Origin of the sequence: Oscillibacter acetigenes, assembly GCF_025567605.1 — a bacterium.
Lineage (GTDB): Bacteria > Bacillota > Clostridia > Oscillospirales > Oscillospiraceae > Oscillibacter > Oscillibacter welbionis.
The window spans coordinates 1-24,216 of record NZ_JAOQKG010000009.1 but is presented as its reverse complement, the minus strand read 5'-3'; the positions used below and the strand labels follow the sequence as shown (position 1 = coordinate 24,216).

Here is a 24,216-nt window from a genome sequence, read left to right as displayed (position 1 = left end):
TTATCAACAAGGAGAATCAGCAACATGAAAGGCAAAAAGCAGAAGGAGCCCGTAGGCTTCAATCCCGCGGAAATCTTCGCGGCACTGGCTCTGCTGGAGAAGGAGCGGGGCATCCCCCAGTCCTTCATGATGGAGAAGATTGTCCAGGCCCTCACCACCGCCTACAAGCGGGACCACGCGGATGTGGAGAACGTCATCGTGGATGTGGACGAGGCACACCAGAACCTGAAGATGTTCGTCCAGAAAAACGTGGTGGAGGAAGAGGACTACGTGGACCCCGCCAACGAGATGCCCATTGAGGAGGCCAAGAGGCTCTCCGCCAAGTACGAGGTGGGCGACATCGTGAACATCCCTGTGGACACGGTGGAGTTCGGCCGCATCGCAGCAGGCAACGGCAAGCAGGTCATCATCCAGGGCCTGCGGGAGGCCGAGCGGGGCCAGGTGTATGATGAGTTCAACTCCAAGCAGCATGAGATCCTCACCGGCGTAGTCACCCGTGTGGATCCCCGCAACGGCAATGTGTCCCTGCGGATCGGCACCGGCACCGACTCTACCGAGGCGCTGCTGATGGCCGGTGAGCAGGTCCCCGGCGAGGATCTGACCGAAGGCATGCATGTGAAGGTCTATGTGGTGGAGGTTCGCCGGTCCACCCGCGGGCCCCAGGTGCTGATCTCCCGGACCCATCCGGGCCTGGTGAAGCGCCTGTTCGAACTGGAGGTCCCCGAGATTTATGACGGCACCGTGGAGGTGAAATCCATCGCCCGTGAAGCCGGCAGCCGCACCAAGATGGCCGTGTGGTCCAACGACGAGAACGTGGACCCCATCGGCGCCTGCGTGGGCCCCAAGGGCCAGCGTGTGGGCAGCATTGTGGAGGAGCTGCGGGGCGAGAAGATCGACATCGTCAAGTACAGCGAAGACCCGGCCCAGTTTATCGCCGCCGCCCTGGCGCCTGCCGACGTGGTGGATGTGTGGATGGCGGACGAGGGCAAGGCCTGCCGCGTCATCGTGCCGGATGACCAGTTGTCCCTGGCCATTGGCAAGGAGGGACAGAACGCCCGCCTGGCGGCCCGCCTCACCGGCTACAAAATCGACATCAAGCCGGAGAGCTATCACGACGAGGAAGAGCCCCCTGCCGGGGGCGCCCCGGAGGCCGCGGACACGGCGGAAGCGTCCGCTGTGGAGCCCGTGGACGCGGAGTAAGATCAGTTTATCAGAAAGGCGGCCTATGAGATGCCGAAAGTGAAGAAGATTCCCCAGCGGCAGTGCGTGGGCTGCCGGGAAATGAAGGATAAGAAGGCCTTGCTGCGGGTGGTCAAGGCCCCGGACGGCACCGTGTCCCTGGACTTCGGCGGCAAGAAGCCCGGGCGGGGCGCCTATGTGTGCCACGACGTGGCCTGCCTGCAGAAGGCCCGGAAAACCCGGGCCCTGGAACGGGCCTTTGACACCGCCATCCCGCCGGAGGTCTACGACGCCATGGAGGCAGAACTGCGAGGTGCGGATGGACCGGCTTAACATTCTGTCCCTGCTGGGTCTCAGCCTGCGGGGCGGCCGGTTGGCCGTGGGCGAGGAGCCGGTAGAGGCCGTGGCCCGCGCCCGGGACGCCCGGGTGCTGCTGCTGGCCGCCGACGCGGCGGAGGGCACCCGCCGCCGGTGCGAGCACTTCGCCCAGGCCGGTGACTGCCTGTGGCTCCAGCTCCCCTTCACCAAGGCGGAACTGGGCCGGGCCCTGGGCCGGACGGCCGTGGCCATCGCCGCGGTGACGGACGTGGGACTGGCCGCCGCCCTGCTGCACCGGCTGGCGGAGCTGGATCCGGAGCAGTACGCCGACGCGGCGGACCGGATGGATGTAAAGGCCCGCCGGGCCGCGGAGCGCCGGGCGGAGCAGGCGGCCCATGAGAAGAATCTCCGCCAGGGCAAGCGCCGCCGAAAGGCGCCGCCTGCACCAAAGGCGGCCAAACCTCCGGCGGAAATGCCACCGGAGCGTGCGCCAGACGGGAACCGTCCCCGCGGCGCAAAGCCATACCGATCCCGTCCCCCCAGGGACGCTCGCCCCAAGCCGAAGGCACAGGCGCGGCCATACGCCAACAGCCGCCCGGTGAAAAAGGGCAAAGGCTCCTTCCGCAAGAAAAAGGAAGGCTGACGGACCGCGCCGCCGCGGCATGTGTCCGCGGCAGCTATTTGAAAAAATTTCCCAGCCCTCGGGTTGGAGCAGAACGAGGTGTTTCTATTGGGTATTGAGAAATACAGAGTCCATGAGGTGGCGAAGGATTTCGGCCTTCCCACCAAGACCATCACGGAGATCCTGACGAAATACGCCGAGACTCCCAAAAACCACATGCAGGCGCTGACAGATCAGGAGCTCTCTCTGATCTTTGAATACCTGACGCAGCACAATCCGGTCTCCAGCATCCAGGTGATCTTCGCCGACACCTACAAGGAGGAGCCTGCGAAGGAACCAGCCACCAAAAAGCCAGAGCCCGCCGGCAAGGCCGCCGCGCCCGCCCAGGGCCAGCAGGTCAGGCAGTCTGTGCCTGCCCAGAGCGCGCAGAGCAGCCAGGGTGGCCGGCAGCAGCCCCAGCAGCAGAACGCCGCCTCCAAGCCTGCGGCGCAGCAGCCGGTGTCCCGGGTGCCCCAGCGGAAGATCGTGGACACCCGCAAGGGCGGCGACGTGAATCTGGCCAAGTATGATGAGCGGCTGGAGGATCTGGGCGGCGAGCGGGGCGCTCGGATGCAGCGGCAGCAGCGCAGCGGCAAGGAGAAGATCCGCACCAACAACCAGCGCCGGGGCGGCATGACCTTCTCCAACAAGCGCAAGCAGGACGAGGCAGAGCGGATGCGCAGGCTCCAGCTGGAGATCGCCAAGAAGGCCCCTGTGAAGGTCATGATCCCCGATGAGATCTCCGTGGGCGAACTGGCCAGCCGCATGAAGAAAACCGGCGCAGAGGTGGTCAAGTGCCTGATGAAGAACGGCATTATGGCCTCCCTCAGCCAGATCATTGACTTCGACACCGCCGCCATCATCGCCGAGGAGATGGGCTGCAAGGTGGAGAAGGAGGTTGTCGTCACCATCGAGGAGCGGCTGATTGACGACCACGAGGACAAGGCGGAGGATCTGGTGCCCCGGGCTCCCGTGGTGGTGGTCATGGGTCACGTGGACCACGGCAAGACCTCCCTGCTGGATACCATCCGCCACACCTCTGTGGCGGCCGGAGAGGCCGGCGGCATCACCCAGCACATCGGCGCCTATCAGGTGCAGGTGAACGGCAAGCCCATCACCTTCCTGGACACGCCGGGCCATGAGGCATTCACCTCCATGCGGGCCCGCGGCGCCATGATTACGGACATTGCCATTCTGGTGGTGGCAGCGGACGACGGCATCATGCCCCAGACCGTGGAGTCCATCAACCATGCCAAGGCCGCAGGTATCCCCATCATCGTGGCCATCAACAAGATCGACAGGGAGAACGCCAACCCGGACCGGGTGCTTCAGCAGCTGACGGAGTACGGCCTGGTACCAGAGGACTGGGGCGGCGACACCATCTGCTGTAGGATCTCCGCCAAGCAGAAGATCGGCATCGAAAACCTGCTGGAAATGGTGACCCTCACCGCTGAGATGGCGGAGCTGAAGGCCAACCCCAACCGGTCTGCCAAGGGCACCGTCATCGAGGCCCGGCTGGACAAGGGCCGGGGCCCCGTGGCCACTCTGCTGGTGCAGAACGGCACACTGAAGCAGGGCGACATCATCATCGCCGGCACCGCCGTGGGCCGTGTCCGGACCATGATGGACTACAAGGGCGCCCGTCTCACCCAGGCCGGCCCCTCCGTACCCGTAGAGATCGCGGGCCTCTCCGAAGCGCCCTCTGCCGGCAGCCCCTTCTTCGCCGTGGCCGACGAGCGCATGGCCCGGGAGCTGGTGGAGCAGCGCAAGGCCGAGGAGAAGGCCAAGGCCGCCGCACCGGTGCAGAAGGTCTCTCTGGAGAACCTGTTTGACCAGATCCAGGCCGGCGAACGCAAGGAGCTGGCCCTGATCGTCAAGGCCGACGTCCAGGGCAGTGTGGAGGCGGTGAAGGCCTCTCTGGAAAAGCTGTCCAACGACGAAGTGACCGTCCGTGTCATTCACGGTGGCGTGGGCGCCATCAACGAGTCCGACGTGATGCTGGCTGCCTCCTCCGGCGCCATCATCGTGGGCTTCAACGTCCGGCCGGACGCCGCCGCCCGGGACGGCGCGGTGCGCCAGAACGTGGATATGCGGATGTATCGCGTCATCTATGACTGCATCGATGAGATCGAGGCGGCCATGAAGGGCATGCTGGCCCCCAAGTACCGGGAAGTGGTGCTGGGCCACGCGGAGGTCCGCCAGACCTACAAGGTCTCCAGCGTGGGCACCGTGGCCGGCTGCTACGTCCAGGACGGCAAGATCGTCCGTAGCTGCTCCGTCCGGGTGGTCCGGGACGGCATCGTGATCCACGAGGGCTCTCTGGCCTCCCTGAAGCGGTTCAAGGACGACGCCCGGGAGGTCGCTGAGAACTACGAGTGCGGCCTGACCGTGGAGAAGTTCAACGACATCAAAGAGGGCGATATCATCGAGGCGTTTACCATGGAGGAGATTCCGCGGTAATGTGCTGGGCCTGACGCTGTATACCGCCTCTCCGCCGCCCTTTCGGGTCGCAGAGCGGCCCCGCACGGCAGTGCGCCCAAGCGTGCCGCGGTTGGCTCTGCCCGCCGAGGATGTCTGATTCAGAGTTCCTGTGAAACCCATTTCATGGGGCGTGCGGTATCATCGAGGTGTTTACCATGAACAGCTTCCCCGGTAATGGGCCTGCCTCATCAGATCGCAATCATCAACCATACTTGCAATAGCCGGCAGGGCGGGCGTAAACGCCCGCCCTGCTTTTTCAGAAGGAGCGCCTATGAGCCGCGTGATCCTGCTTTGCGCCGATCATCCCCTTCCGCTGTATGCCGCCCAGACCCGCCGGGTCTATTTCCACCGCGGCGTGCGGTATGAGGAGGAAGGATTTTCTGTTCAGCCCCATGTCTACTACCGCCCTGCGGTGGACAACCTGGAGCTGTCCATGAAACCCCATCGCTATGAGCTGGACCTGCGTGCTACGGAGCAGGACGCCGCCCTGCTGCGGGACTATCTGCGGCAGAGCTGCATTCCCGGTGAACAGGTGGAGCTGTGGAACCTGTGGGTGAGCGATATCCGGGTCCGGGCCTTTCGCCTGACGGGCCCGCTGGCAGATCTGGACGCCGACGCCCTGGTGCAGATGGAGGAGCGGGAGCAGACCTGCATTACCCTGACCATATAAGCGCTCCAACCAAGCGCAATTCCAATGAACTCCCATAAGGAGGTATCTCTCTATGCCAAGCAATCGAATCGGCCGGATCAACGAGGAGATCCAGCGGGAGCTGGCGGACCAGCTCCGCCGTCTGAAGGACCCCCGTGTCTCCCAGGTGGGTATGGTATCCATCACCCGGGTGGACACCACCAGCGACCTGCGATACGCCCGGGTCTATATCAGTGTTCTGGACAAGGACCAGGAGAAAGACGTGCTGAAGGGCCTGAAATCCGCCGGCGGCTTCCTGCGGCGGGAGCTGGGACGGGCCCTGCAGCTGCGATACACGCCGGAGCTGCAGTTCATCGCCGACGACTCCATCCAGCACGGCGCCCACATCCTGGAGATCCTGCGCCAGGTGGAGCGGCAGGATGAAGCCCGGGACGACCCGGACGCCGGCGAAACGGAGGAATGAGCATGCTGACGGTCCCCCAGACCGCGGCGCTGCTGCGGACCTTTGACAATATTCTGATCCTCACCCATGTCCGCCCGGATGGGGACACGGTGGGCTGTGCCGCAGCCCTGTGCGCAGGACTGCGGTCTCTGGGCAAGGCGGCGTTTCTGCTGCCCAATCCGGAGCTGACAGACACCACCGCCCCCTATTTCCGCCCTTACGAGGCGCCGGAAGGCTTCACACCGGACAAGGTGGTGTCCACGGACATCGCCACGGTGGGCCTGTTCCCGGAGAACGCCAGACCATACGCGGAACGGGTGGATCTGGCCATTGACCACCATCCCTCTTTTGAGTCCTTTGGCCGAGAGAATATCGTCCGGCCGGAAGCCGCCGCGTGCGGAGAGCTAATCTACGACATTCTGTCCGATCTGGGCCCCATCACGCCGGAGATGGCCCTTCCGCTGTATGTGGCCGTCTCCACGGACACAGGCTGCTTTGCCTACGCCAATACCACTGCCCAGACCCATGCGGTGGCGGCCGCGCTGCTGCGGACCGGCATCGACTATCAGACCGTCAACAAGGTGTTCTTCCGCACCAAGAGCCGCAGGCGGATGCAGCTGGAGGCCGCCATCCTCAACGACTGTACGTTTTACGACCGAGACCGGGTGGCGGTGCTGTCCGTGCCCCTCTCCCTGATGGCGCGGATCGGCGCCTCGGAAACGGATGCGGAGGACCTCTCCGCTCTGGGTCCCCAGATTGAGGGCGTGGACTGCGCCATCACCATGCGGGAGCTGCGGCCCGATGTGTGGAAGATGTCCCTGCGGACCGGTCCCCGGATTAATGCCACGGAGGCCTGCCGGCTGCTGGGCGGCGGCGGCCACGCGGCCGCCGCAGGCTGCACGGTGGAGGCCCCCTGGGCTGAGGCCAGGGAGCGAATCCTGGCTGCCGTGGCGCAGGTGGCGCCGGACTATCAGCGCTGAGCGGGCCGCGTTCTGCTGCCCTTGAGGAGGTTTTTATGCCCAGTGGTATCCTGATTATCGACAAGCCCGCCGGTTGGACCAGCATGGACGTCTGCGCCAAGGTGCGGGGCATCTTCCACGAAAAGCGGGTGGGACACGGCGGAACGCTGGACCCCATGGCCACCGGGGTGCTGCCGGTCTTTGTGGGGCAGGCCACCCGCGGGGTGGAGTTCGCAGAGAACGGCCAGAAGGAATATGTAGCCGGTCTGCGGCTCGGCCAGGTGACGGACACCCAGGACGTCACCGGCACCACGCTGGAGACCCGTCCCGTCACGGCGGATCGGGCAGCACTGGAAGCGCTGCTGCCCCGCTTTCTGGGAGAGCAGGACCAGATCCCCCCTATGTACTCCGCTGTCAAGGTAGGCGGGCAGAAACTCTACGACCTGGCCCGGAAGGGACAGGTCGTGGAACGGAAGCCCCGCCGCATCACCATCTACGAGCTGGAGCTACTGGCCCAGGAGAGCGCAACGGACTACCTGCTCCGCTGCCGCTGCTCCAAGGGCACCTACATCCGCACCCTCTGCCATGACATCGGCCGACAGCTGGGCTGCGGCGGGACGCTGTACGCCCTCCGCCGCACCATGGCGGCCGGCTTCAGGTTGGACCAGGCAGTGACGCTGGAGGCAGTCCAGGCACAGGGTACAGCGCTCCTGCTGCCTACGGACAGCCTCTTCGCAGAGTACCCGGCCCTGCCTCTGACATCCGGCCTGCTGGAGAAACGGGTCCGCTGCGGCAATCCCATCCCCCTGCCGGGCACACCGGACGGCATCTACCGCGTATACAGCCGGGACCGGCAGTTCCTGTGCCTGTCCCGGGCTGCGGGCGGAACGCTGACGTCCATCAAGAATTTCTTTGGAGCGTAAACCATGAAAGAACGAGTCATTGCCCTGGGCTTTTTTGACGGAGTCCACCTGGGGCACGGCGCCCTGCTGCGCCGGGCCGCTGAGGAGGCCGCCCTGCGGGGCTGTACCCCCGCGGTATTCACCTTTGACCGCCCGCCGAAGGAGGTGGTCACCGGCGTCCCCTGTCCCCTCATCAACTCCCCGGAGGACCGGCGGGACCTGGTGCGGCGGCTGTACCGCATTCAGGACGTGCTGATGGTCCCCTTTGACCGCGAGATGATGACCACGCCCTGGGATGACTTTATTGTCCGGATCCTGGTGGGCCGCTACCACGCGGTCCATCTGGTGGCGGGACACGATCACCACTTCGGCCACAGGAACCAGGGCACACCGGAGCTGCTGGCGCAGAAGTGCGCCCAGCTGGGCCTGGGCTGTGACATCATCCCCAAGGTGGAGGTAGCAGGCATCACCGTCAGCTCCACCTACATCCGCCGGTTGGTGGAGCTGGGGCAGATCAGCCGGGCCAACCGCTTCCTGGGCCACCCCCACACCCTGACAGGCACAGTCCGCCACGGCCGGGGCATCGGCTCCTCCCAACTGTTCCCCACTGCCAACCTCGTCATTCCGCCTCATGTGCTGGTGCCGAGCCACGGAGTATACGCCACCCGGGCCACACTGGAGGACGGCTCCTGCTACGCCGCTGTCACCAACGTGGGCACCCGCCCCACGGTTCAAAACGGCTCGGACATCACAGTGGAGGCCTGTCTCCTGGACTTCCAGGGGGACCTGTACGGTAAACAGCTGCGGCTGGAGTTTTATGAGCATCTGCGCCAGGAGGTGCGCTTCGACTCCCTGGACGCCCTGCGGGCCCAGATCCAGTCGGATGCAGACGCCACCCGGACCTATTTCGCAGACGGGGTCCCCACCTTCCCTGCCCTTTGATCCTCCATGAAACAGCGCGGAGTCCGGAATCGGACTCCGCGCTGTTTTCAGATCAGCCACACCGTCAGCCACACCAAGCCGATCCCGGCAGCGCCCATCAGGGTGTAGACCGCCGGGGAAAGATCCCGCCAGATCCGGCTGAACCGCCCATGGTCTCCGCCGGCATAGTTTCGCGCCACCCGGCGGGCCTCCTCCACCAGCTCCCGGGCGGTGACGCCCTCGCCGGCCGCATCGTTCCGCACGATGAAGATCGCCTGCTCAAAAAAACGCTGGTCCGGGGAATCCACCACCACGACCCGTCTGGAAATGCCTTTCACCATCCGCTTTACGCCTCCTGCCTCTCACAGAATTTAGATGGTTCCATTTTGTCTCAGCGCGGGAAAATTTATACCGCCTCTCACACCTTTTTCACACCGCTCTCCCGGCTGAGATACAGCACCTGAACCCCGCAGTCGTCCTGAAGATTCTCCCGCCGGACGCTCTCGCTGAGGATCAGTCCCGCCAGGGTCTGCGGATCCTCTCCATCCCAGCCGGCCAGCAGGTTTTGAAGCCATTCGTCCCGGCCCGGGTCTGCCACCCCGTCGCTGACCATTACTACAAAGCTTCCCGGCTCCAGCGTGGCACGGGTCACATCCGGAGCCGCCGCCCCGCCCCGCAGACCCGCCGGCAGGGTCCCGCCGGTGATCCGCCGGACAGTGCCCCCCTTCTTCACATAGCTGGGGGCCGCGCCGTATTTGAAGAAGGCCGCCTCCCCCGTCTCCGGTCTGCAGGTGATGAGATCAATGGTGGTGAAGCTTCCGGTCTCCGCGCCCCGCAGGGCCATGGCTGCGTTCAGGGTCTTCATGGCCGCCTCCGGCTCGATGCCCGCCTGCAAAAACTGCTCCAACAGACGGCAGGTGAGGGCGGACTCCCGCCGGGCTGCCTCTCCGCTGCCCATGCCGTCCGCCAGCAGCAGGCACAGGAGGCCCCCCTCCGTGCGGAAGGAGACCACCGTATCCCCACAGACCGTCTCCCCCTCCTTGGGCCGCAGGGCCGCGCCAATGCGGCAGAGATCCGCCTCCCCTGCTGTGGCACGGACCTCCCCCAAACCGGCAGCGGTGGCGGTCAGCAGTTCACTGAGCTGGGCGTACTGGCCCCTGGCGCTGCGGCGGGTCTCCTCCAGCTGCCGCCGGTACTGCCGCCGCAGCAGGAATGCAGAGAGCTCCCCATTGACGGCGGTGAGAAAGTCCGGCAGGTGGATGCACCGGTCCGCGAAGTAGCTGGGAAAGTCCTTGGCCAGCGCGCGCCCCCGCTCCAGCAGGAAGGGCGTGGCGTCGTTCAGGGCGTTGAAGGTGCCGGTGTACTCCTTCTGCCAACAGAGCTCGCACAGGGCGCAGCCCCGGCACACCTTTTCTGCCGCCCGGTCAAAGACCACCGCCGGGTTCTCCTCCGTGGACACCGGGGCCGCCCTGCCCATGCTGTCGTACAGGGCCCGCAGAGCGGCGGCCATCCGGGTCAGCTGGGCGCGCATCCCCTCCAGCGCGGCGGGAAACTCCGGTGTCTCTCCCCGCATCACCCGCTTGCCGCCGAAGGCTCGGCCCGGCAGCATCAAAAACAGGACCGCTCCCACCGCGGCCTCCGGCAGCAGGGGCGTGGAGAGGCCCGCCGGCAGGGCGGCCAGAGCCGCCGCTCCCCAGAATGCCAGCGCCGCCCAGATCCGCCTTCCGCTACTGCGGCTCCCAGCCAGAAGGCCCGCCAGACCATAGGCCGCCCCGAAGAGGACGCCGCCCCGGCCGGAACAGAAGTCCGCCGCCAGGCCCGCCCCCAGTCCGGCGGCTACCCCGGTCATGGCCCCCCGCTGATAGGCGGTGTAGGCCAGCAGCAGACACAACAGTGAACGCCCCACGGAGACACCGGCCAGTTCTACGTCCACCAGCGCCAGCAGAATGGAGCCTGCCAGAAACAGCAGACTATCTGGCTCCGGCCGCTCCCCTCCGGCCTGCAGCAGGGGCTGATAATACCATGCGGAGATGCCTACCAGGGCCGTTGCCGCAAGGCAGGGCGCCAGGTTTCGCAGGGGGGACAAGGACTGGAGCACGTAGATGCCGCTCACCGCCAGAAACAGTCCCGCCCCTGCCAGAGGGTGAAACAGCGGTCCCTCCAGCAGCTTCAGCCCCTGAAAGGCCGCCGCGGTGGTAAAGATCAAAATCGCAGCGGCCAAAAAGGGCAGCGCACCGGAAAAGTCCAGAAACAGCACCGCCCCCACGCCAGCGCCCAGCAGGGCGGCGATCCCTCCTGCCCCTGGCCCACAGGCCGCCACGCACCCCAGGGCAAAGGGCGCGTAATCCCCCGGCGTCTGGGTGGCGGTCAGCGCCGCCGCCAAAAAAAATCGGATGCCCCAGGCCAGCAGCTGTGCCGGCTGGTGCCGGCTCCATATCATGTCCCTGTGCCCCACAGCTTGTCCCTCCTGTATTCCGCCGTGAAGTCCACGGCCTCTTTGGTTTTTTCCACTATTTTACAGGCTGTGTGGAAAAAATCCCGTCGGGAAAAGAAAGCCGCGCCATTTCCGGGCTGGATGCCCATAGTGGACTTTTACAGCCGGATATGGTATGATAAACTATCATGTTTTCATTGGAAAGGACGGCCCGCCTTGAACATCGGCACGCTTACCATCAACTCCTCCCTGGCCCTGGCCCCCATGGCCGGGGTCACGGACGTCGCCTTCCGCCAGATCTGCGCGGAATTGGGGGCGGGATATACCATCACGGAGCTCATCTCCTCCAAGGCCCTGTGCTACCACGACAAGAAGACCCTGTCCCTGCTCCAGCAGTTTCCCGGGGAGCACCCTGCGGCAGTGCAGATCTTCGGCAGTGACCCGGTCTGCATGGCAGAGGCAGCCCAGATCGCCCTGGAGCATTCCGGGGCGGATGTGGTGGACCTGAACATGGGCTGCCCCATGGGCAAGATCGTCAACAACGGCGACGGAGCCGCCCTGATGAAGGACCCGGAAAAGGCCGGACGCATCATGGAGGCAGTGGTGAAAGCCGTCTCTGTGCCGGTGACCGCCAAGTTCCGCCGGGGCTGGGACATGGGCAGCTGCAACTGCGTGGAGTTCGCCAGAATCCTGGAGCAGGCAGGGGCCTCCGCCGTGGCGGTCCACGGCCGGACCCGGGCCCAGGTGTACAGCGGTCAGGCGGACTGGACCTGCATTCGGGCGGTGAAGGAGGCTGTGTCCATCCCGGTGATCGCCAACGGCGATATCTGGAAGCCGGAGGACGCGGTCCGCATTCTCCAGCACACCAAAGCGGACATGGCCATGATCGGTCGCGGGTGCTTCGGCAACCCCTGGCTGTTCCAGCAGGCCAAAGCCGCGCTGGAGGGCAAGCCCATCCCGCCCCTGCCGCCGCTTGCGGAGCGGTGCGACACAGCGGTACGGCAGTTTGAGCTGGCCGCCGCGTCCAAGGGCGAGCGGGTAGCCGTGCTGGAGGCCCGCCGCCACTACTGCTGGTATCTGAAGGGCGTGTCCCACTCCGGCTACTACAAGGAACAGATCGTGCAGATGAACACGCTGGAAGACGTGTATCGGGTGACGAAAGGAATCAAAAGGGATTTGAGATGAACGAGCAATCGCGGGAACAGCAGCTGGTCTCCGCCGCCCGGGACGGGGATATGGACGCCTTCGAGGCGCTGGTCCATCTGTATGAGAAACGGGTGTTCGCCCTGACGCTGCGGATGTGCGGGAATCCCGAGGATGCCGCCGAGGCCGCCCAAGAGGCATTTCTCGCCGCCTGGCAGGGGCTGGCATTCTTCCGGGGAGAGGCCAGCTTCTCCACCTGGCTGTACCGGCTGGTGTCCAACGCCTGCGTGGACTTGCTGCGGCGTGATGGCCGCCGCCGGGCCTCGGCCGGCCCCTCCCTGGATGACGAGGAGCTGAATCTGGACGTGCCCGATCCGGCGCCCTCTCCCCAGGACGCGGCGGAGCGGCAGGAGCTGCGGGAAGAGATTGAGCGGGGCCTCTCCGCCCTCTCGCCGGAGCACCGGGAGGTGCTGATCCTCCGAGAGATTCACCAGCTGCGCTATGATGAAATCGCGGACTCCCTCTCTCTGGATGTGGGCACCGTGAAATCCCGGATCAGCCGGGCCCGGAAACAGCTGCGGAATTTTTTGCTGAAAAGCGGGAACTTTTCTCCGCTGCCGGCGTCTAAAGGAACAGAAAAGGAGGGCTGACAATGACATACTGCAAGGAGTTTTCGGCCCTGCTGGACCCCTATATCGACGGAGAGCTTTCCCCGGAGGAAACCGCCCGGGTGCGGGAGCATCTGCATACCTGTGACGGCTGCCGGGCCTATGTCCAGGCCGCGCTGGCCATACGGGACGCGTTTCCCGAGGCAGAGGATACCCCTGTGCCGGATGGCTTCGCCGCAGGCGTGATGGCTGCCATCCGGGCGGACGCCGCCCCCCGGAAGCGCCGGAGACCCCGGTGGGCAAAGACGCTGCTCCCCTTGGCCGCCTGCTGTGCCGTCGTGGTGCTGGCCGTCTCCGGCCTGCCCCGCCCCGGCGGCACCGCTGTGACGGACCATCCGGAATCCCATGCAGAGATTGCGGCCCCAGCAGAGGCCGCTGTGCCCAACGTGGACAGCGTTGAGGAGGACACCGCCGCCACGGCCTATGCAACCCAGTCCGACGAGGACACGGCAGACGTCCCGGATTCCACTGTGTCTGAGGCAATCGCGCCGGAGGCGGATACCGTTGCGCCCGGCACACAGGACCAGCTTGCTCCCGCCTCCGATTCCAAAAGCAGCATTTTGCCCCGGGAAGGGAGTTCTGCCGATGTGCCGGAGACGGCCCCGGCCACCTTCGCGATCCAATCCCCCGGCCTGACGCTGACGGCGGAGGAGGCCGGAAGCCTGCTGGACAGCTATACGCTCATCTCTGAATCGGACGGGACTCTGGTCTACGAATTGACCGCCGCCGAATATACCGCTCTGCTGCAGCAGCTGGAACAGCAGGGGCTGGCCATTGCAGGCGCCGCCACCGCAGAGGAGGCGGAGGCCGACGGAACCATTCTGGTCCACGTGATTCCCGGTTAAAAAAGCAGAAGGGACGCCGAAATTTTTTGCGGCGTCCCTCTTCCCTTTTTTGAAAGCTTGTGATATAATATTATTTCGACAGGTGCCATCTCCCTGTCCAAGCGTCCGACACTGGGCGTTCGTTCGGCGGTCTTCGTCAATCGCCGTTCTCTAAACAAAAAAATGGAGGTTGCCCGTACCTTACCACGGGCGTTTTGCTGCGTTTTCGTATCAAAGGCCTCCGACATCATTCAAGGAGGTCTTTCTTTTATGTCCAAACCCAGATTCACCACACAGCAGATGGCCGCTGCCGGTATCATCGCCGCCATTTACGCCGCCCTGACGCTGCTGCTGCCCATTCCCCAGTATGGCGGCATCCAGTTCCGGGTGGCGGAGGCCATGACGGTCCTGCCCTTCCTGTTCCCGGAGGCCATCCCCGGTCTTACCGTCGGCTGTTTCCTGGCCAACCTCCTGGGTTCTCCCATTCCTCTGGACTGGATCGTGGGTACGGCGGCCACCCTGCTGGCTGCGCTCTGGACATCGAAGCTCCATCACAGGGCGCTGGCGCCCCTGCCGCCGGTGATCTGCAATATGGTGCTGGTAGGTGCGGAGATCGCCTGGTTTTCCACCCAGGAGGGTGCCGCCTTCTGGCCCGCGTTCGCCTTCAACTCCCTGACCGTGGGGATCGGCGAGGCCGCCGCTTGCTTCATTCTGGGCTCCCTGCTGCTGCGGGTCCTGCCCAGAGTCCCCGCACTGAAGGGCCGGATAGCCTCTTCCCGCATCTGATGCCACTCTGCGCAAAAAAGAAGTCCCGCGTCCGTTGGACGCGGGACTTCTTTTCACTTAGCGGTGAACTCGTCCTTTCCGGCGCCGCACAGGGGGCACACCCAGTCGGCGGGCAGGTCCTCCCACTTGGTGCCGGGGGCGATGCCGTTGTCCGGATCGCCGGCGGCCTCGTCATACACATAGCCGCAGAGATCGCATTCGTACTGTTTCATTTGAAAGATCCTCCTTCTGTTATAAACGGGCGATACACGCCTGGATTCCGGTGGAGACAGTGCTTACTTCAGCTTCTTCCGGATGGCCGCCTTGACCTCCGGCGACAGCAGCCGGCCGGCGGCCCGTACTGGCAGCGGCGGCAGGCGGCAGAACTCCCGGCGCACCTGGTCGAAGGGCTCCAGGGCGTAGGCGGCAAAGAATGCCGTCCGCTCCGGCGGCAGGGGAATGGGAGATGCCAGCCGGGGATTTCCGGCAATGGCCCGTTCCGGCGGGAAGGGCTGCTTGGCCAGCGGGAGCTGGTCAAAAATGTGGCTGCCGTGGGGGGTGTTCACCAACAGCAGGCTGATCCCCTTCTCCTGCTGGTCCGGCAGCTCATCCGGCCGCAGGCCCCAGAAATCCCCCAGTGTCAGATCGCCCACCCGGGTCATGGAGGCGTAGGGACAGCGGTAGCAGCTGGGCCGCAGGAACAGCGCCCGGCCGAAGGCCCGGCCGTATTCCGTGCGGAACAGCGGCGCGGTATCCACGGTGCCGTCGCCGTAGACCGCGGTAAAATGGCTGTCCTTCCATCCGGCGACCTTGTTGCGGAAACGGACCGCCTGCAGCGGCTGCTGCCGGCGCGCCTCCAGGCTCCGGGCCATGTCCTCCCACACGCCGGGAGAGGGCACGCCGTGGCACACCAGGTCGCAGGTGGTCAGATTCTCCGGCCGTCCGCCCAGATAGCGGTACAGCCCGTCCACCTGGCAGGGTGTGCCGGAAAACAGCACTGGTCGCTGGTCCAACCAGCGCCGCACCTCCCGAAAGACGCCCTCCAGATCGCTCTGGACGTACTTGGCGCCCCGCAGGCGCCACAGCTCCTCCTTGCGGAAGCAGGCGGTGTGCCGCAGATGCTGGCTGCCGTCAAAGGCGGCGCCAAAGACCACGCCGCCGCTTTCCAGGATATACTCCGCCAGCAGGGTGAACACGCCGCCCGAGGTGGAGTCTCTTCGGATCTCATCGTTTCTATTCCAGGCCGCGAATACAGCGGGCATGGAGCTCTGAGGCCGCTCCCGCAGGACGGGGCACACCGCCGTGCAGTGCCCGCACCGCACACAGGCCGCTCCGTCGATCACCGGATAGGCAAAGCCCTCCCGGTCCCGCTCCATGGTGATGGCGTCCTTGGGACAGCCGCTGGCGCAGGCCGTGCAGCCGGTGCAGTGGGTGTGGTCCGCCAAATGGGGCAAGGGCCGTTCCTCTGCCTTGACAGGCGCCTCCTCCGGTGTATGGGGCCGGTCCTCCAGGGCGCAGCGCAGATAGTCCAGGGACAACTTCCGCTCCCGGCCGAGCCGCTCCCCCACCGCCGCCCAGTCGATGGGCGCCGTCAGGTCCGCGGTATCTCCCTTGCCGATGATCCGCTCCCCCAGTCCCAGGCGGCTCAACAGGCTGAAGGTCCGGGAACTCTCCGGCGCAGCCATCTCTGCCGGTGCCACCGCCGTAAAGAAGGGCTTTTGGAACTGGACGGAGAACACCGTTCCGTGGAAGGAGTTGGTGCACACATAGGCGGCATCCCGGAACAGACCCAGAAACTCCGCCGGACCGGCGCTGAGAATGCAGCGGGCCTTGGGGTGGACCTTCTGGCGTACGCCGCACAGCTGCACCACCGGCAGCCCCGTCTCCTCCGCCAGGCGGCGGATATAGGGTGCCAGGGCGTCGGGGCGGCTGATGCAATAGCAGAGGATATAGCCCCGGCCCGCGCCTCCGTCCCTGGCTGCGGCCGCCCAATCCGTTCTCTCCAGCAGCAGCGTGGGATCCAGCACCACCGGCACGTCCTTCCCGGTGATGTCCCGGACAATGCCCTGCCCCTGCCGCTCCCGGACGGACAAGTGGGAGAAGGACTCCAGATAGGTCCGCAGCTCCTCCTCCATGCCGTCCGGGATGCGGGGGATGCCGAAGGATGGGGCATAGGCGATCTTCCGCTTGTGGGAGAAGGCCCCGAAGAACACCGGGTCGAACCGGCCGTCGGGGAAGATCTTCGGGTTCCAAATCTGGTCACTGCCGGAGAGCAGCACATCGTAGGGCAGCTCCGCCTGCCGCAGCTCCTCCAGGCTCTGGTAGCGGCGGCCGGAAATGTTCAGATTCTCCCGGGAAAATGCCTCAAACCGCTCGTATCGGGCCTTCAGCGGGCCATAGTGCAGGGCGGTGTGGGCGTCATGGGCGGCGCTTCCCAGGCCAGTGGGCCGCTGGAACAGGGTATTGTCCTGGTTCACGTAGTAGTCGATGATCTCGCATTCGCTCCCCAGGGACGCCACCGCCCGCTCCGTGGCGTAAGCCTGCAGCATGGCGCCGTAGTGATGGATATGGTAAAAGGTCAGCAGTCCTGTTTTCACCAAGTGTCTTCCTTTCCGCAGTCCGGATATCCCGCCGGGCGGGTCACTGCCTGTCCAGAATGGCGTCGGCGTCCCGGGATGCCAGAAGGTCGTCCTCCGCCACCCAGTCCGCCACATCCACCACGTCGAACGCCGTGGCGGTCCGGCGGATCACCACCTCTTTCAGCCCGGCGTTGATGACCAGCCTCCGGCACATGGAGCAGGAGGTGGCATCTCCCAGCAGTTCCCCGGTCCGGGCGTCCCGGCCCACTAGGTACAGCGTGCCGCCCACCATGTCCCGCCGGGAGGCGGAGATGATGGCGTTCGCCTCTGCATGGACGCTGCGGCACAGCTCATACCGCTCTCCCCGGGGAACCTGCATGGCCTCTCGGGAGCAGTAGCCCAGATCCACGCAGTTGGCCCGCCCCCGGGGCGCACCGTTGTAGCCGGTGGAGATGATCTCGTCGTTTTTCACGATGATGGCCCCATAGACCCGGCGCAGGCAGGTGGCCCGCTCCAGAACGGTCTGGGCGATATCCAGGTAGTAGTTGGCTTTGCTGATCCGGTCCATGGGCGACACCTCTTTCTATCGAGTTCCTCTATTGTATCATGATGCCGCCGCAGTTTGCAAGAACTCTCCCCACTCTGGAAGGGATTTCTGTTGGAAGTCACCCCAGGGGGCGCCGGAGCCCGTTCTCCAGCCCCGCCCGCACGGCGATCATCTCTGCGGCCACGGACACGGCAATCTCCTCCGGCGTCTGGGCGCCGATGGCCAAACCGATGGGAGCGTGAAGGCGGGCGTACTCCTCGTCTGTGAACCCCGCCGCCAGCAGCCGCTCCCGGCACAGGGCCAGCTTCCTCTTGGAGCCAATGCAGCCCAGGTATTTGGCGCCGCTGCGCAGCACCTGAGTCAGCACCTCGTAGTCCGCCTGATGGCCCCGGGTCATCACCACCACATAGTCCTCCGGCGTCACCGTCACCTGTTCGGACAGCCGGGCGAAGTCCCCGCAGAGGGTCTTCTCTGCTTTGGGGAACAGCGCCGGGTCCGCGAACTCCGGCCGGTCGTCGTACACCACGGGGCGGAAGCCCAGGGAAGCCAGCACCGGCACCAGGGCCTGAGACACATGTCCGCCGCCGAAGAGATAGGTCCGCCCGGCCTTCACCACCGGGATGGACAGCCACTTCCGGGCAAAGACCGCCTGATTCCCGCACAGGAGCTCCAGCTCCTCCGGCAGGATATCCAGATGACGGGGCCCGGTCCGGTCTGCCAGGCCCATGGCCGTCACCTGCTCCCCCTCGATCCGCCGCAGGAGCCAGGTGTCCCGGTTTCCGCCGTCCGCCTCGATCAGATCCCGCAAAACGGCGATGATCCTCTGTTCTCCCGCGGGGAGGTACTGGAACTGCACCGTCACTCCCCCGCCGCAGACCATGCCCAGGCTGGCGGCGTCTCCCAGGGTAAAGCGGAACTGCCGCAGGGCGTCGCCCCCCCGCTCCAGCAGCTCCGCCGCCAGGCGCTGGCACTCGAACTCCACGTTTCCGCCGCCGATGGTTCCGGTGATCCCGCCGCCGGGGAACACCGCCATCATGGCCCCGGCCCCTCGGGGGGTGGAGCCGTCGGAGGCGGCGATGCTCACCAGCTCCACCGGACGCCCCTCCTCCAGAGCGTGGACGATCTCTCTGAAAAATTCCCGCATATCAGCCGATTCCTCCGTTCACAGCGCCCAGGATCAGGACCAGTACCGTCACGCCGCAGTACAGATATTTTGCCGTCGGGTAAAACCAGCGGCCCAGAGGGCGCCGCCGGGCCAGATTCACCTGAACCAAGCAGTCCTCCTTTTTCAGCACCCAGTAGAAGAACACCCCCGCCAGCAGCGCGCCGATGGGACAGGCGTAGATGGAGCAGACATCCATCCAGCCGGAGACGATGCCCTGGATGCACAGCCCCACGGCCAGGCCCACGACGCCGATCACCGCCACAGCAGTCCCCCGGCTGAGGTGCAGCTTCTCCTGCAGGGTGGCGGTGGGAGCCTCGAACAAGTTCACCAGGGACGTCACCCCGGCGAACAACGCCGCCACAAAGAACACCGCCATGAGGATCCGGCCTCCCGGCATCTCCCGGAACAGGTTGGGCAGGTAGATGAACATGAGGCCAGGGCCGCTCTGGGTCAGGGTCTCCCCCGCCGTGGCCATGGCCGGGATAATGACCAGGGCGCTGAGGATCGCGGCCATGCTGTCAAAGAACGCCACTGTCCGGGCAGACTCCGGCACGTCCGCCTCTTTGGAGAGGTAGGACCCGTAGATCAGGGTGCCGTTCCCTGCCACCGACAGAGAGAAGAACGCCTGTCCCAGAGCGTAGACCCATACCATGGGGTCCAGCAGTCCCTCCGGCTTCAGGACAAAGATGTAGCGGTAGCCGTCCGCCGCGCCGGGCAAGGTGGCAATGTAGATGGCCAGCCCCACGAACAGGCAGAAGAACAGGGGCATCATCACCTTGTTGGCCCGCTCGATGCCGCCGCCGATGCCAAGGGCCATGATGAGCAGCGTGCCCGCCATAGCGGCCACCTGCCAGCCGGTGTTGCCCCAGGAGGACGCCGCGGTGTCGAAATAGGCGGTGAATGCCTCCACCCCTTGGTTCTCCAGCGCAGCGCCCGTAAAGGACGCCACGGCGTACTTCAAAATCCAACCAACCACCACGGAATAGCCGATGGCCATGGCCAGAGAGCCCGCCACCGGGATGAGGCCCAGAGCCTCGCCCCAGCCCCGCCGGCCTGTGCGCCTCTCTGCCGCCGTGCCGAAGGCCGCCACGGGTCCGCCGGATGCGGCCCGGCCGAAGGCCATCTCGCCGATGACGCCGGTGGAGGCAATCAGCACCACAAAGATCACATAGGGGATCAGGAAGGTGGCCCCGCCGTAGGCGGACATCCGGGATGGAAACAGCCAGATGTTCCCCATCCCCACCGCGGAGCCGATGCAGGCCAGCTTGAATCCCCAGCGGGACCGGAAGCTGTCCCGTCTTGTCTGTTCCATGATTTTTTCCTCTCTTCTCTCAAAACTGCGGCGGCCCGCCGCGGCGCGCGTCAGCCGGCGCCCCGCTTTTGCAGCTCCTCACCCAGCAGGCGCACTGCCTGGTCCAGATAGAATTGGAGCGGCTGGGATTCCCCCACGGCCAGCCGGATGCTGCATCGCTGAGAGGGCAGCAGAATCTTCACCGCCTCGCTGCCGCCAATGGCCTCCGCCATCCGGGGAGAGACCTCCCCCAGCAAGCCGTTGGGCGTCAGCACACCGATGGGCCCCAGCAGGATATCCGCCCGCCGGGCGTTGAACGCCACGGCGTTCTCGCCGGTGGCGCCGTCGTCCGCCCCCGCCCGCAGCATAGCGGCGGTGGCCAGAGAGTTGGTCCCCAGCGCCCGCACATGGAGACTGGGCCACTTTTTCTTCACAGCCTCCACCAGGCCCCGGCCCATGCCGCCGCCCTGGCCGTCCACCACGGCCACCAGCAGTTCCCCACGCATCATTCTCTCCATTCCTCCATTTTCAGATCTCCCTTTCAGCATACCCATTCCGCCCCCGCTTGTCAACTTCTTCCGCAGCGTCCATCGCGCCTTGCAGAGCGCCTGCGCCCACCCTTGTATTTTTCCCGCATGGCAGCTACAATGGGAGGCGCACCACCGTGTCAAAAAATTTTTGGAGATATTGAAGAAATCCGGCCCGCAGTCCCGTATGATAGATGTCGGACGACAAAAGGAGGTGGCGGCACGGCGTGAACAAACTGACAAACGCGTCCTTTTCCCAGCTGGTAGTCCAGTATGAGCGGCTGGTCTACACGGTCTGCTTCCAGCTGGTGCGGGACGCCGCCGCGGCCGAGGACCTGACCCAGGAGACCTTCCTGTCCGCCTACCTCCACCGGGACGCCATCCCTCCCGGCTATGAGCGGCAGTGGCTGTGCCGCGTGGCCACCAACAAGGCCAAGGACTACTTACAGAGCGCCTATCAGCGCCACACCCTGCTGCCGGGAGAGGACAATATCCCGCCGGGGCTGTCTCCCCCTGCGGAGGAGACGGTCCTGCGCAGGTCGGCTGCAGCTGAAATCCGGGACCTGATCCTCCATATGCGCCAGCCCTACCAGCCGGTGTGCCGGCTGTGCCTGCTGGAGGAAAAGACACCGGAGGAGGCGGCCCTGGCGCTGGGCCGGCCGGTAAAGACCATCCATACACAGCTGTCCCGGGGCAAGCGGATGCTTCGGGAGGCATTGGAAAGGAGTGGGAACGATGACATGCTTTCGCCCTGACGGGCATTTGACGGACGCGGCCCTGACCGCCCTTGTCCGGGGGGACTGCCTGGAGGAGCTGGACCGCCTGGAGCTGGCGGAACATCTGGCCTACTGCGACCAGTGCCTCCAGCGGTACACAGAGCTGCTGTCTGAGGGACCGATGCTGACCCCCGCCCGCTCCTGCCGGGAGAGCCTGCGGCGCCGGATCCGGCAGCGGGCCGTCCAGCTTGGCGTCAGCCGGTACGCCACGGCCGCGGCGGCAGTGACCCTGGCCCTGACGCTGCTGTGGGGCAGCGGAAACCTGTCCGGACGGGTGCATTCCACTGCGCCCTCGCTTCTGGAGCGGGCGGGCACTGCCCTGACAAAGTGGACCGACGCCTGGCCACAGGCGTGGGAGGAGGCCCTCTCCGGCTTCTCCGGCCTATTTGACAATTTCGGCGTCTCGCCGCGGAATGATCTGACACAAGGAGGTACACACCCATGACCCATCGAAATGGATTCCTGCTCTTCATCTCTTCCTGCCTCTCCGGCTGCGGACAGATGTATCAGGGCTATATGAAGCGGGGCCTGTCCCTGCTGCTGGCCTTCTGCCTGATCCTTTTTGCCTCCACCTATTTCTTTCTGGGGGCACTGGCGCTGTTTCTGCCGGTGATCTGGCTGTATGCCTTTTTCGACAGCTATGCGCTCCGGAGCCAGCTGGCCGCCGGCACCGCGCCGGAGGACGCCTTCCTCTTCGGCCTGTCCGATATGGACAGCAAACGGCTGGGAGAGCTGCTGCGCAAGCGTCACAGTCTCATCGGCTGGGCGCTGGTGGTAGTTGGCGTCTATATGCTCTACGACATACTGTTGAGCCAGCTGGGCGGTCTCTTCTTCGGTTGGTTCGGGGAGTGGCTATACGGACTGCTGCGCTATGGCCTGCCCCGCCTGGTCATCACCGTGCTAGTGATCCTGCTGGGCCTGTGGTTTATCCGGGGCCCCAAGGACAAGACGCCCATTGACGACGAGATCCCCCCCTTTGCGCCGCCTGCCTCCAGCGCGGCCGGGGCTTGCGCCGCCGATCCGGCGGAGGCCAGGGCGGAAGACGTTGCATCAGACCGCTCCGCTGCGGGAAACGCCCCGGAGGGAGAGGAGGCCCACCGTGATGAACAGCCCTGAGCAGACGCCGGAATCCCGTCCGGCCCGGGATCGCCGGGTGGGCACCTTCACCTTCGGCGCCGTGCTGGTGATCTGCGGTGCGCTGATGCTGGTGAGCATGTTCTTCCCCTCCCTGGATCTGACCCTGGCCCTGCAGCTCTCGCCCCTGATCTTGGTCTGTCTGGGCGTGGAGGTGCTGCTGGCCAGCCGCTCCGGCGGGAAAATCCGCTACGACTGGGTGGGCATGGTGCTTTGCTTCGTCCTGGTCACCGCAGCGCTGGTGTTCTTCGGCATCGCCTGGTGCCTGGTGTACCACCCGGAGGCCGTCATCCACTACTGATACGGGTCTGCGAAGGCCCCGGTGCATTGCACCGGGGCCTTACCCTTTCTTCTTGGTTTTCCCGGGAAAATCCGGTATAATGGAGAAAATACCTGCCGCAGAAAGGAAGAATCCTCATGTCTGATTCGTTTGAAATGCGCCCCATCGCCCGCATCCGCAGCGACTTCGGCTCCAAGTTCGGCGTCCCTCGTCAGAGCGGTCTGGTGGACGCGTTGGAGGCCGCCGTGGTGTTCGAGGAGCCCTACCGCAATCCTGACGCCCTGCGGGGGCTGGAGGGATTCTCCCACATCTGGCTGATCTGGGCCTTTCACCAGTCCCAGCGGCCGGAATGGTCCCCCACAGTCCGGCCGCCCCGGCTGGGAGGCAATCAGCGGGTGGGAGTCTTTGCCAGCCGCTCCCCCTTCCGGCCCAATCCCATCGGCCTCTCCTCCGTGCGGCTGGACCACATCGCGTACACGGACGCCTTGGGCCCGGTGCTCCATGTCCGTGGCGCAGACCTGGTAGACGGCACCCCCATCCTGGACATCAAGCCTTACCTCCCTTACGGGGACTGCCACCCGGAGGCCACCGGCGGCTTTGCCAGCGAGCCGGCGCGTCCCACGCTGGAGGTGGAAATCCCACCCGCCCTGCTGGACCAACTGCCTCCGGACCGGCGGGAGGCCCTGCGGGATGTGTTGGCCTTGGATCCCCGTCCCCGGTATCAGCAGGACCCGGACCGGGTGTACGGCTTCCTCTTCGCCGGGCAGGAGGTGAGATTCACCGTGGATGGAGACCGCCTGCAGGTCGTGGACATCAAATGAACGCAAGGCACCCCGGGATATTTCCCGGGGCGCCCGTCTTTTCCGGGCACTCAGCGCATGGCCAGCGTCACGTCGCCGGTCACCGCCAGCTCGCCGTGGTTGTAGACCTCGGCGGAGCAGGTGGCAATGGCCTTCTCCACCCGCTCGGAAGCCATCTTGGCGTGGATCTCGATGGTATCTCCCGGCAGGATCTTCTTCAGAAACCGCACATTATTGATCCCCAAGAACAGGGGGATCTTCCCCGCATACCGCTCCGCGGACAGCAGCAGGATATCCGCCGTCTGGGCCATGCATTCCACAGAGTACACGCCGGGCAGCACCGGCTCACCGGGGAAGTGGCCCTTGAAAATCTCGCGGGCCGGGTCCACAAAAAATGTGGTCACGATGTGGTCGCCTGCCTCCATCTCCTCCACGGTATCCACCAGCAGCATGGGGTCCCGGTGGGGGATGATGGCCTTGATCTCTTCTTTGGAAAGCTTCATGATAGTGGTTCCTCTCTTTCGCGCAAAACGCTCCGTATATAAGCCGCGCCGGGACAGCGGCACGGCTCTGCCTCTTTTTATTGTACTGCCGACAGGGCAAAATGCAAGAGATAATTTGCGCTCCGGATCACAAAAGAGAGCCGCCCTCCCGGGCGGCTCTCTCATTTTCCAGATGGGGTGCCTTACTTCGCAGCCTTGGCGGCCTTGATGGCCTCGATCAGCATGGGGGTGACCTTGAACAGGTCGCCGCAGATGCCGTAGTCGGCAA

At 65.2% G+C, this 24,216-nt stretch carries 27 protein-coding genes; 18 read left to right on the top strand and 9 right to left on the bottom strand.

The genetic code is table 11. The annotated features are described in order from the left end of the window. Positions 1 to 24: 24 nt before the first annotated feature. From nusA to ribF, 9 genes are all read left to right on the top strand, one after another. Positions 25 to 1,200: a transcription termination factor NusA gene (gene nusA, locus OCV80_RS16125; protein WP_025545102.1), complete on the top strand. Its 1,176-nt coding sequence runs from the start codon at positions 25 to 27 to the stop codon at positions 1,198 to 1,200. A 30-nt stretch (positions 1,201 to 1,230) separates the two neighbouring features. Continuing rightward, positions 1,231 to 1,512 (top strand): RNase P modulator RnpM, encoded by a 282-nt coding sequence (gene rnpM / locus OCV80_RS16120; RefSeq protein WP_021747944.1) that lies wholly within the window; start codon positions 1,231 to 1,233, stop codon positions 1,510 to 1,512. Then, complete coding sequence (locus tag OCV80_RS16115) at positions 1,499 to 2,140, top strand: 50S ribosomal protein L7 (RefSeq protein WP_119311792.1); 642 nt, start codon at positions 1,499 to 1,501, stop codon at positions 2,138 to 2,140. Before rnpM ends, OCV80_RS16115 begins: the two co-directional genes overlap by 14 nt. An 87-nt stretch (positions 2,141 to 2,227) precedes the next feature. Further along, a complete protein-coding gene (gene infB / locus OCV80_RS16110; protein ID WP_119311793.1) occupies positions 2,228 to 4,618 on the top strand; it encodes a translation initiation factor IF-2 in 2,391 nt (796 codons plus the stop codon). Between the two features lie 292 nt (positions 4,619 to 4,910). Continuing rightward, entirely contained in the window at positions 4,911 to 5,309 is a 399-nt protein-coding gene (locus OCV80_RS16105) for a hypothetical protein (RefSeq protein WP_119311794.1), read from the top strand. Between the two features lie 52 nt (positions 5,310 to 5,361). Beyond that, positions 5,362 to 5,751 (top strand): 30S ribosome-binding factor RbfA, encoded by a 390-nt coding sequence (gene rbfA / locus OCV80_RS16100; protein WP_025545418.1) that lies wholly within the window; start codon positions 5,362 to 5,364, stop codon positions 5,749 to 5,751. Between the two features lie 2 nt (positions 5,752 to 5,753). Beyond that, positions 5,754 to 6,710: a DHH family phosphoesterase gene (locus OCV80_RS16095; RefSeq protein WP_174233004.1), complete on the top strand. Its 957-nt coding sequence runs from the start codon at positions 5,754 to 5,756 to the stop codon at positions 6,708 to 6,710. A gap of 35 nt (positions 6,711 to 6,745) precedes the next feature. Then, positions 6,746 to 7,612, top strand: a complete 867-nt coding sequence (truB, locus tag OCV80_RS16090) for a tRNA pseudouridine(55) synthase TruB (RefSeq protein WP_021749098.1) — start codon at positions 6,746 to 6,748, stop codon at positions 7,610 to 7,612. 3 nt (positions 7,613 to 7,615) lie between these two features. Beyond that, positions 7,616 to 8,533, top strand: a complete 918-nt coding sequence (gene ribF, locus OCV80_RS16085; protein ID WP_119311795.1) for a riboflavin biosynthesis protein RibF — start codon at positions 7,616 to 7,618, stop codon at positions 8,531 to 8,533. Between the two features lie 47 nt (positions 8,534 to 8,580). Here the strand turns inward: ribF and OCV80_RS16080 are convergent, their stop codons facing one another. Together OCV80_RS16080 and OCV80_RS16075 are read right to left on the bottom strand one after the other, a co-directional pair. Further along, a complete protein-coding gene (locus OCV80_RS16080; RefSeq protein WP_021749096.1) occupies positions 8,581 to 8,853 on the bottom strand; it encodes a hypothetical protein in 273 nt (90 codons plus the stop codon). A 77-nt stretch (positions 8,854 to 8,930) separates the two neighbouring features. Beyond that, positions 8,931 to 10,967, bottom strand: coding sequence for a PP2C family serine/threonine-protein phosphatase (locus tag OCV80_RS16075; protein WP_267288554.1), 2,037 nt, complete (start codon positions 10,965 to 10,967; stop codon positions 8,931 to 8,933). Between the two features lie 195 nt (positions 10,968 to 11,162). On the opposite strand from OCV80_RS16075, the gene dusB reads away from it, so the two are divergent. The 4 genes from dusB (at position 11,163) to OCV80_RS16055 (ending at position 14,367) form a co-directional block, all read left to right on the top strand. Further along, positions 11,163 to 12,131, top strand: a complete 969-nt coding sequence (gene dusB, locus OCV80_RS16070; protein ID WP_267288553.1) for a tRNA dihydrouridine synthase DusB — start codon at positions 11,163 to 11,165, stop codon at positions 12,129 to 12,131. Further along, positions 12,128 to 12,739, top strand: a complete 612-nt coding sequence (locus tag OCV80_RS16065; RefSeq protein ID WP_021748724.1) for an RNA polymerase sigma factor — start codon at positions 12,128 to 12,130, stop codon at positions 12,737 to 12,739. The genes dusB and OCV80_RS16065 overlap by 4 nt, the downstream gene beginning before the upstream one ends. Before the next feature lie 2 nt (positions 12,740 to 12,741). After that, complete coding sequence (locus OCV80_RS16060; protein WP_119311796.1) at positions 12,742 to 13,602, top strand: anti-sigma factor family protein; 861 nt, start codon at positions 12,742 to 12,744, stop codon at positions 13,600 to 13,602. A gap of 249 nt (positions 13,603 to 13,851) precedes the next feature. Further along, positions 13,852 to 14,367 (top strand): QueT transporter family protein, encoded by a 516-nt coding sequence (locus OCV80_RS16055; RefSeq protein WP_119311797.1) that lies wholly within the window; start codon positions 13,852 to 13,854, stop codon positions 14,365 to 14,367. Between the two features lie 53 nt (positions 14,368 to 14,420). Here OCV80_RS16055 and rd read toward each other — a convergent pair whose 3' ends face one another. The 6 genes from rd to OCV80_RS16025 form a co-directional block, all read right to left on the bottom strand. Beyond that, positions 14,421 to 14,579 carry a rubredoxin gene (gene rd / locus OCV80_RS16050; RefSeq protein WP_021748720.1) on the bottom strand — a complete coding sequence of 53 codons (159 nt, stop codon included), beginning with the start codon at positions 14,577 to 14,579 and terminating at the stop codon, positions 14,421 to 14,423. 63 nt (positions 14,580 to 14,642) lie between these two features. Next, a complete protein-coding gene (locus OCV80_RS16045) occupies positions 14,643 to 16,943 on the bottom strand; it encodes a polysaccharide pyruvyl transferase family protein (RefSeq protein WP_036629976.1) in 2,301 nt (766 codons plus the stop codon). A gap of 43 nt (positions 16,944 to 16,986) precedes the next feature. Then, a complete protein-coding gene (locus tag OCV80_RS16040; protein WP_021748718.1) occupies positions 16,987 to 17,493 on the bottom strand; it encodes a deoxycytidylate deaminase in 507 nt (168 codons plus the stop codon). Between the two features lie 97 nt (positions 17,494 to 17,590). Then, complete coding sequence (locus tag OCV80_RS16035) at positions 17,591 to 18,616, bottom strand: XdhC family protein (RefSeq protein ID WP_021748717.1); 1,026 nt, start codon at positions 18,614 to 18,616, stop codon at positions 17,591 to 17,593. A gap of 1 nt (position 18,617) precedes the next feature. Beyond that, positions 18,618 to 19,949, bottom strand: coding sequence for a sodium-dependent transporter (locus tag OCV80_RS16030; protein WP_119311798.1), 1,332 nt, complete (start codon positions 19,947 to 19,949; stop codon positions 18,618 to 18,620). A gap of 50 nt (positions 19,950 to 19,999) precedes the next feature. Further along, on the bottom strand, positions 20,000 to 20,437 hold the full coding sequence (locus tag OCV80_RS16025; protein ID WP_083491002.1) for a DUF3842 family protein: 438 nt from the start codon (positions 20,435 to 20,437) through the stop codon (positions 20,000 to 20,002). 245 nt (positions 20,438 to 20,682) lie between these two features. Here OCV80_RS16025 and OCV80_RS16020 point away from each other — a divergent pair, with 245 nt between their 5' ends. From OCV80_RS16020 to tsaA, 5 genes are all read left to right on the top strand, one after another. After that, positions 20,683 to 21,210, top strand: coding sequence for an RNA polymerase sigma factor (locus OCV80_RS16020; protein WP_309452237.1), 528 nt, complete (start codon positions 20,683 to 20,685; stop codon positions 21,208 to 21,210). Further along, on the top strand, positions 21,191 to 21,676 hold the full coding sequence (locus OCV80_RS16015) for a hypothetical protein (RefSeq protein WP_136891265.1): 486 nt from the start codon (positions 21,191 to 21,193) through the stop codon (positions 21,674 to 21,676). Before OCV80_RS16020 ends, OCV80_RS16015 begins: the two co-directional genes overlap by 20 nt. After that, the gene (locus tag OCV80_RS16010) at positions 21,673 to 22,347 is read left to right on the top strand and encodes a hypothetical protein (RefSeq protein ID WP_021748712.1); all 675 of its coding nucleotides are present in this window, start codon (positions 21,673 to 21,675) and stop codon (positions 22,345 to 22,347) included. Before OCV80_RS16015 ends, OCV80_RS16010 begins: the two co-directional genes overlap by 4 nt. After that, on the top strand, positions 22,334 to 22,666 hold the full coding sequence (locus OCV80_RS16005) for a hypothetical protein (RefSeq protein ID WP_021748711.1): 333 nt from the start codon (positions 22,334 to 22,336) through the stop codon (positions 22,664 to 22,666). The genes OCV80_RS16010 and OCV80_RS16005 overlap by 14 nt, the downstream gene beginning before the upstream one ends. 116 nt (positions 22,667 to 22,782) lie before the next feature. Beyond that, on the top strand, positions 22,783 to 23,466 hold the full coding sequence (tsaA, locus tag OCV80_RS16000) for a tRNA (N6-threonylcarbamoyladenosine(37)-N6)-methyltransferase TrmO (protein WP_119311800.1): 684 nt from the start codon (positions 22,783 to 22,785) through the stop codon (positions 23,464 to 23,466). 50 nt (positions 23,467 to 23,516) lie between these two features. Here the strand turns inward: tsaA and fabZ are convergent, their stop codons facing one another. Beyond that, positions 23,517 to 23,948, bottom strand: coding sequence for a 3-hydroxyacyl-ACP dehydratase FabZ (gene fabZ / locus OCV80_RS15995; RefSeq protein WP_021748708.1), 432 nt, complete (start codon positions 23,946 to 23,948; stop codon positions 23,517 to 23,519). Between the last annotated feature and the right edge of the window lie 268 nt (positions 23,949 to 24,216).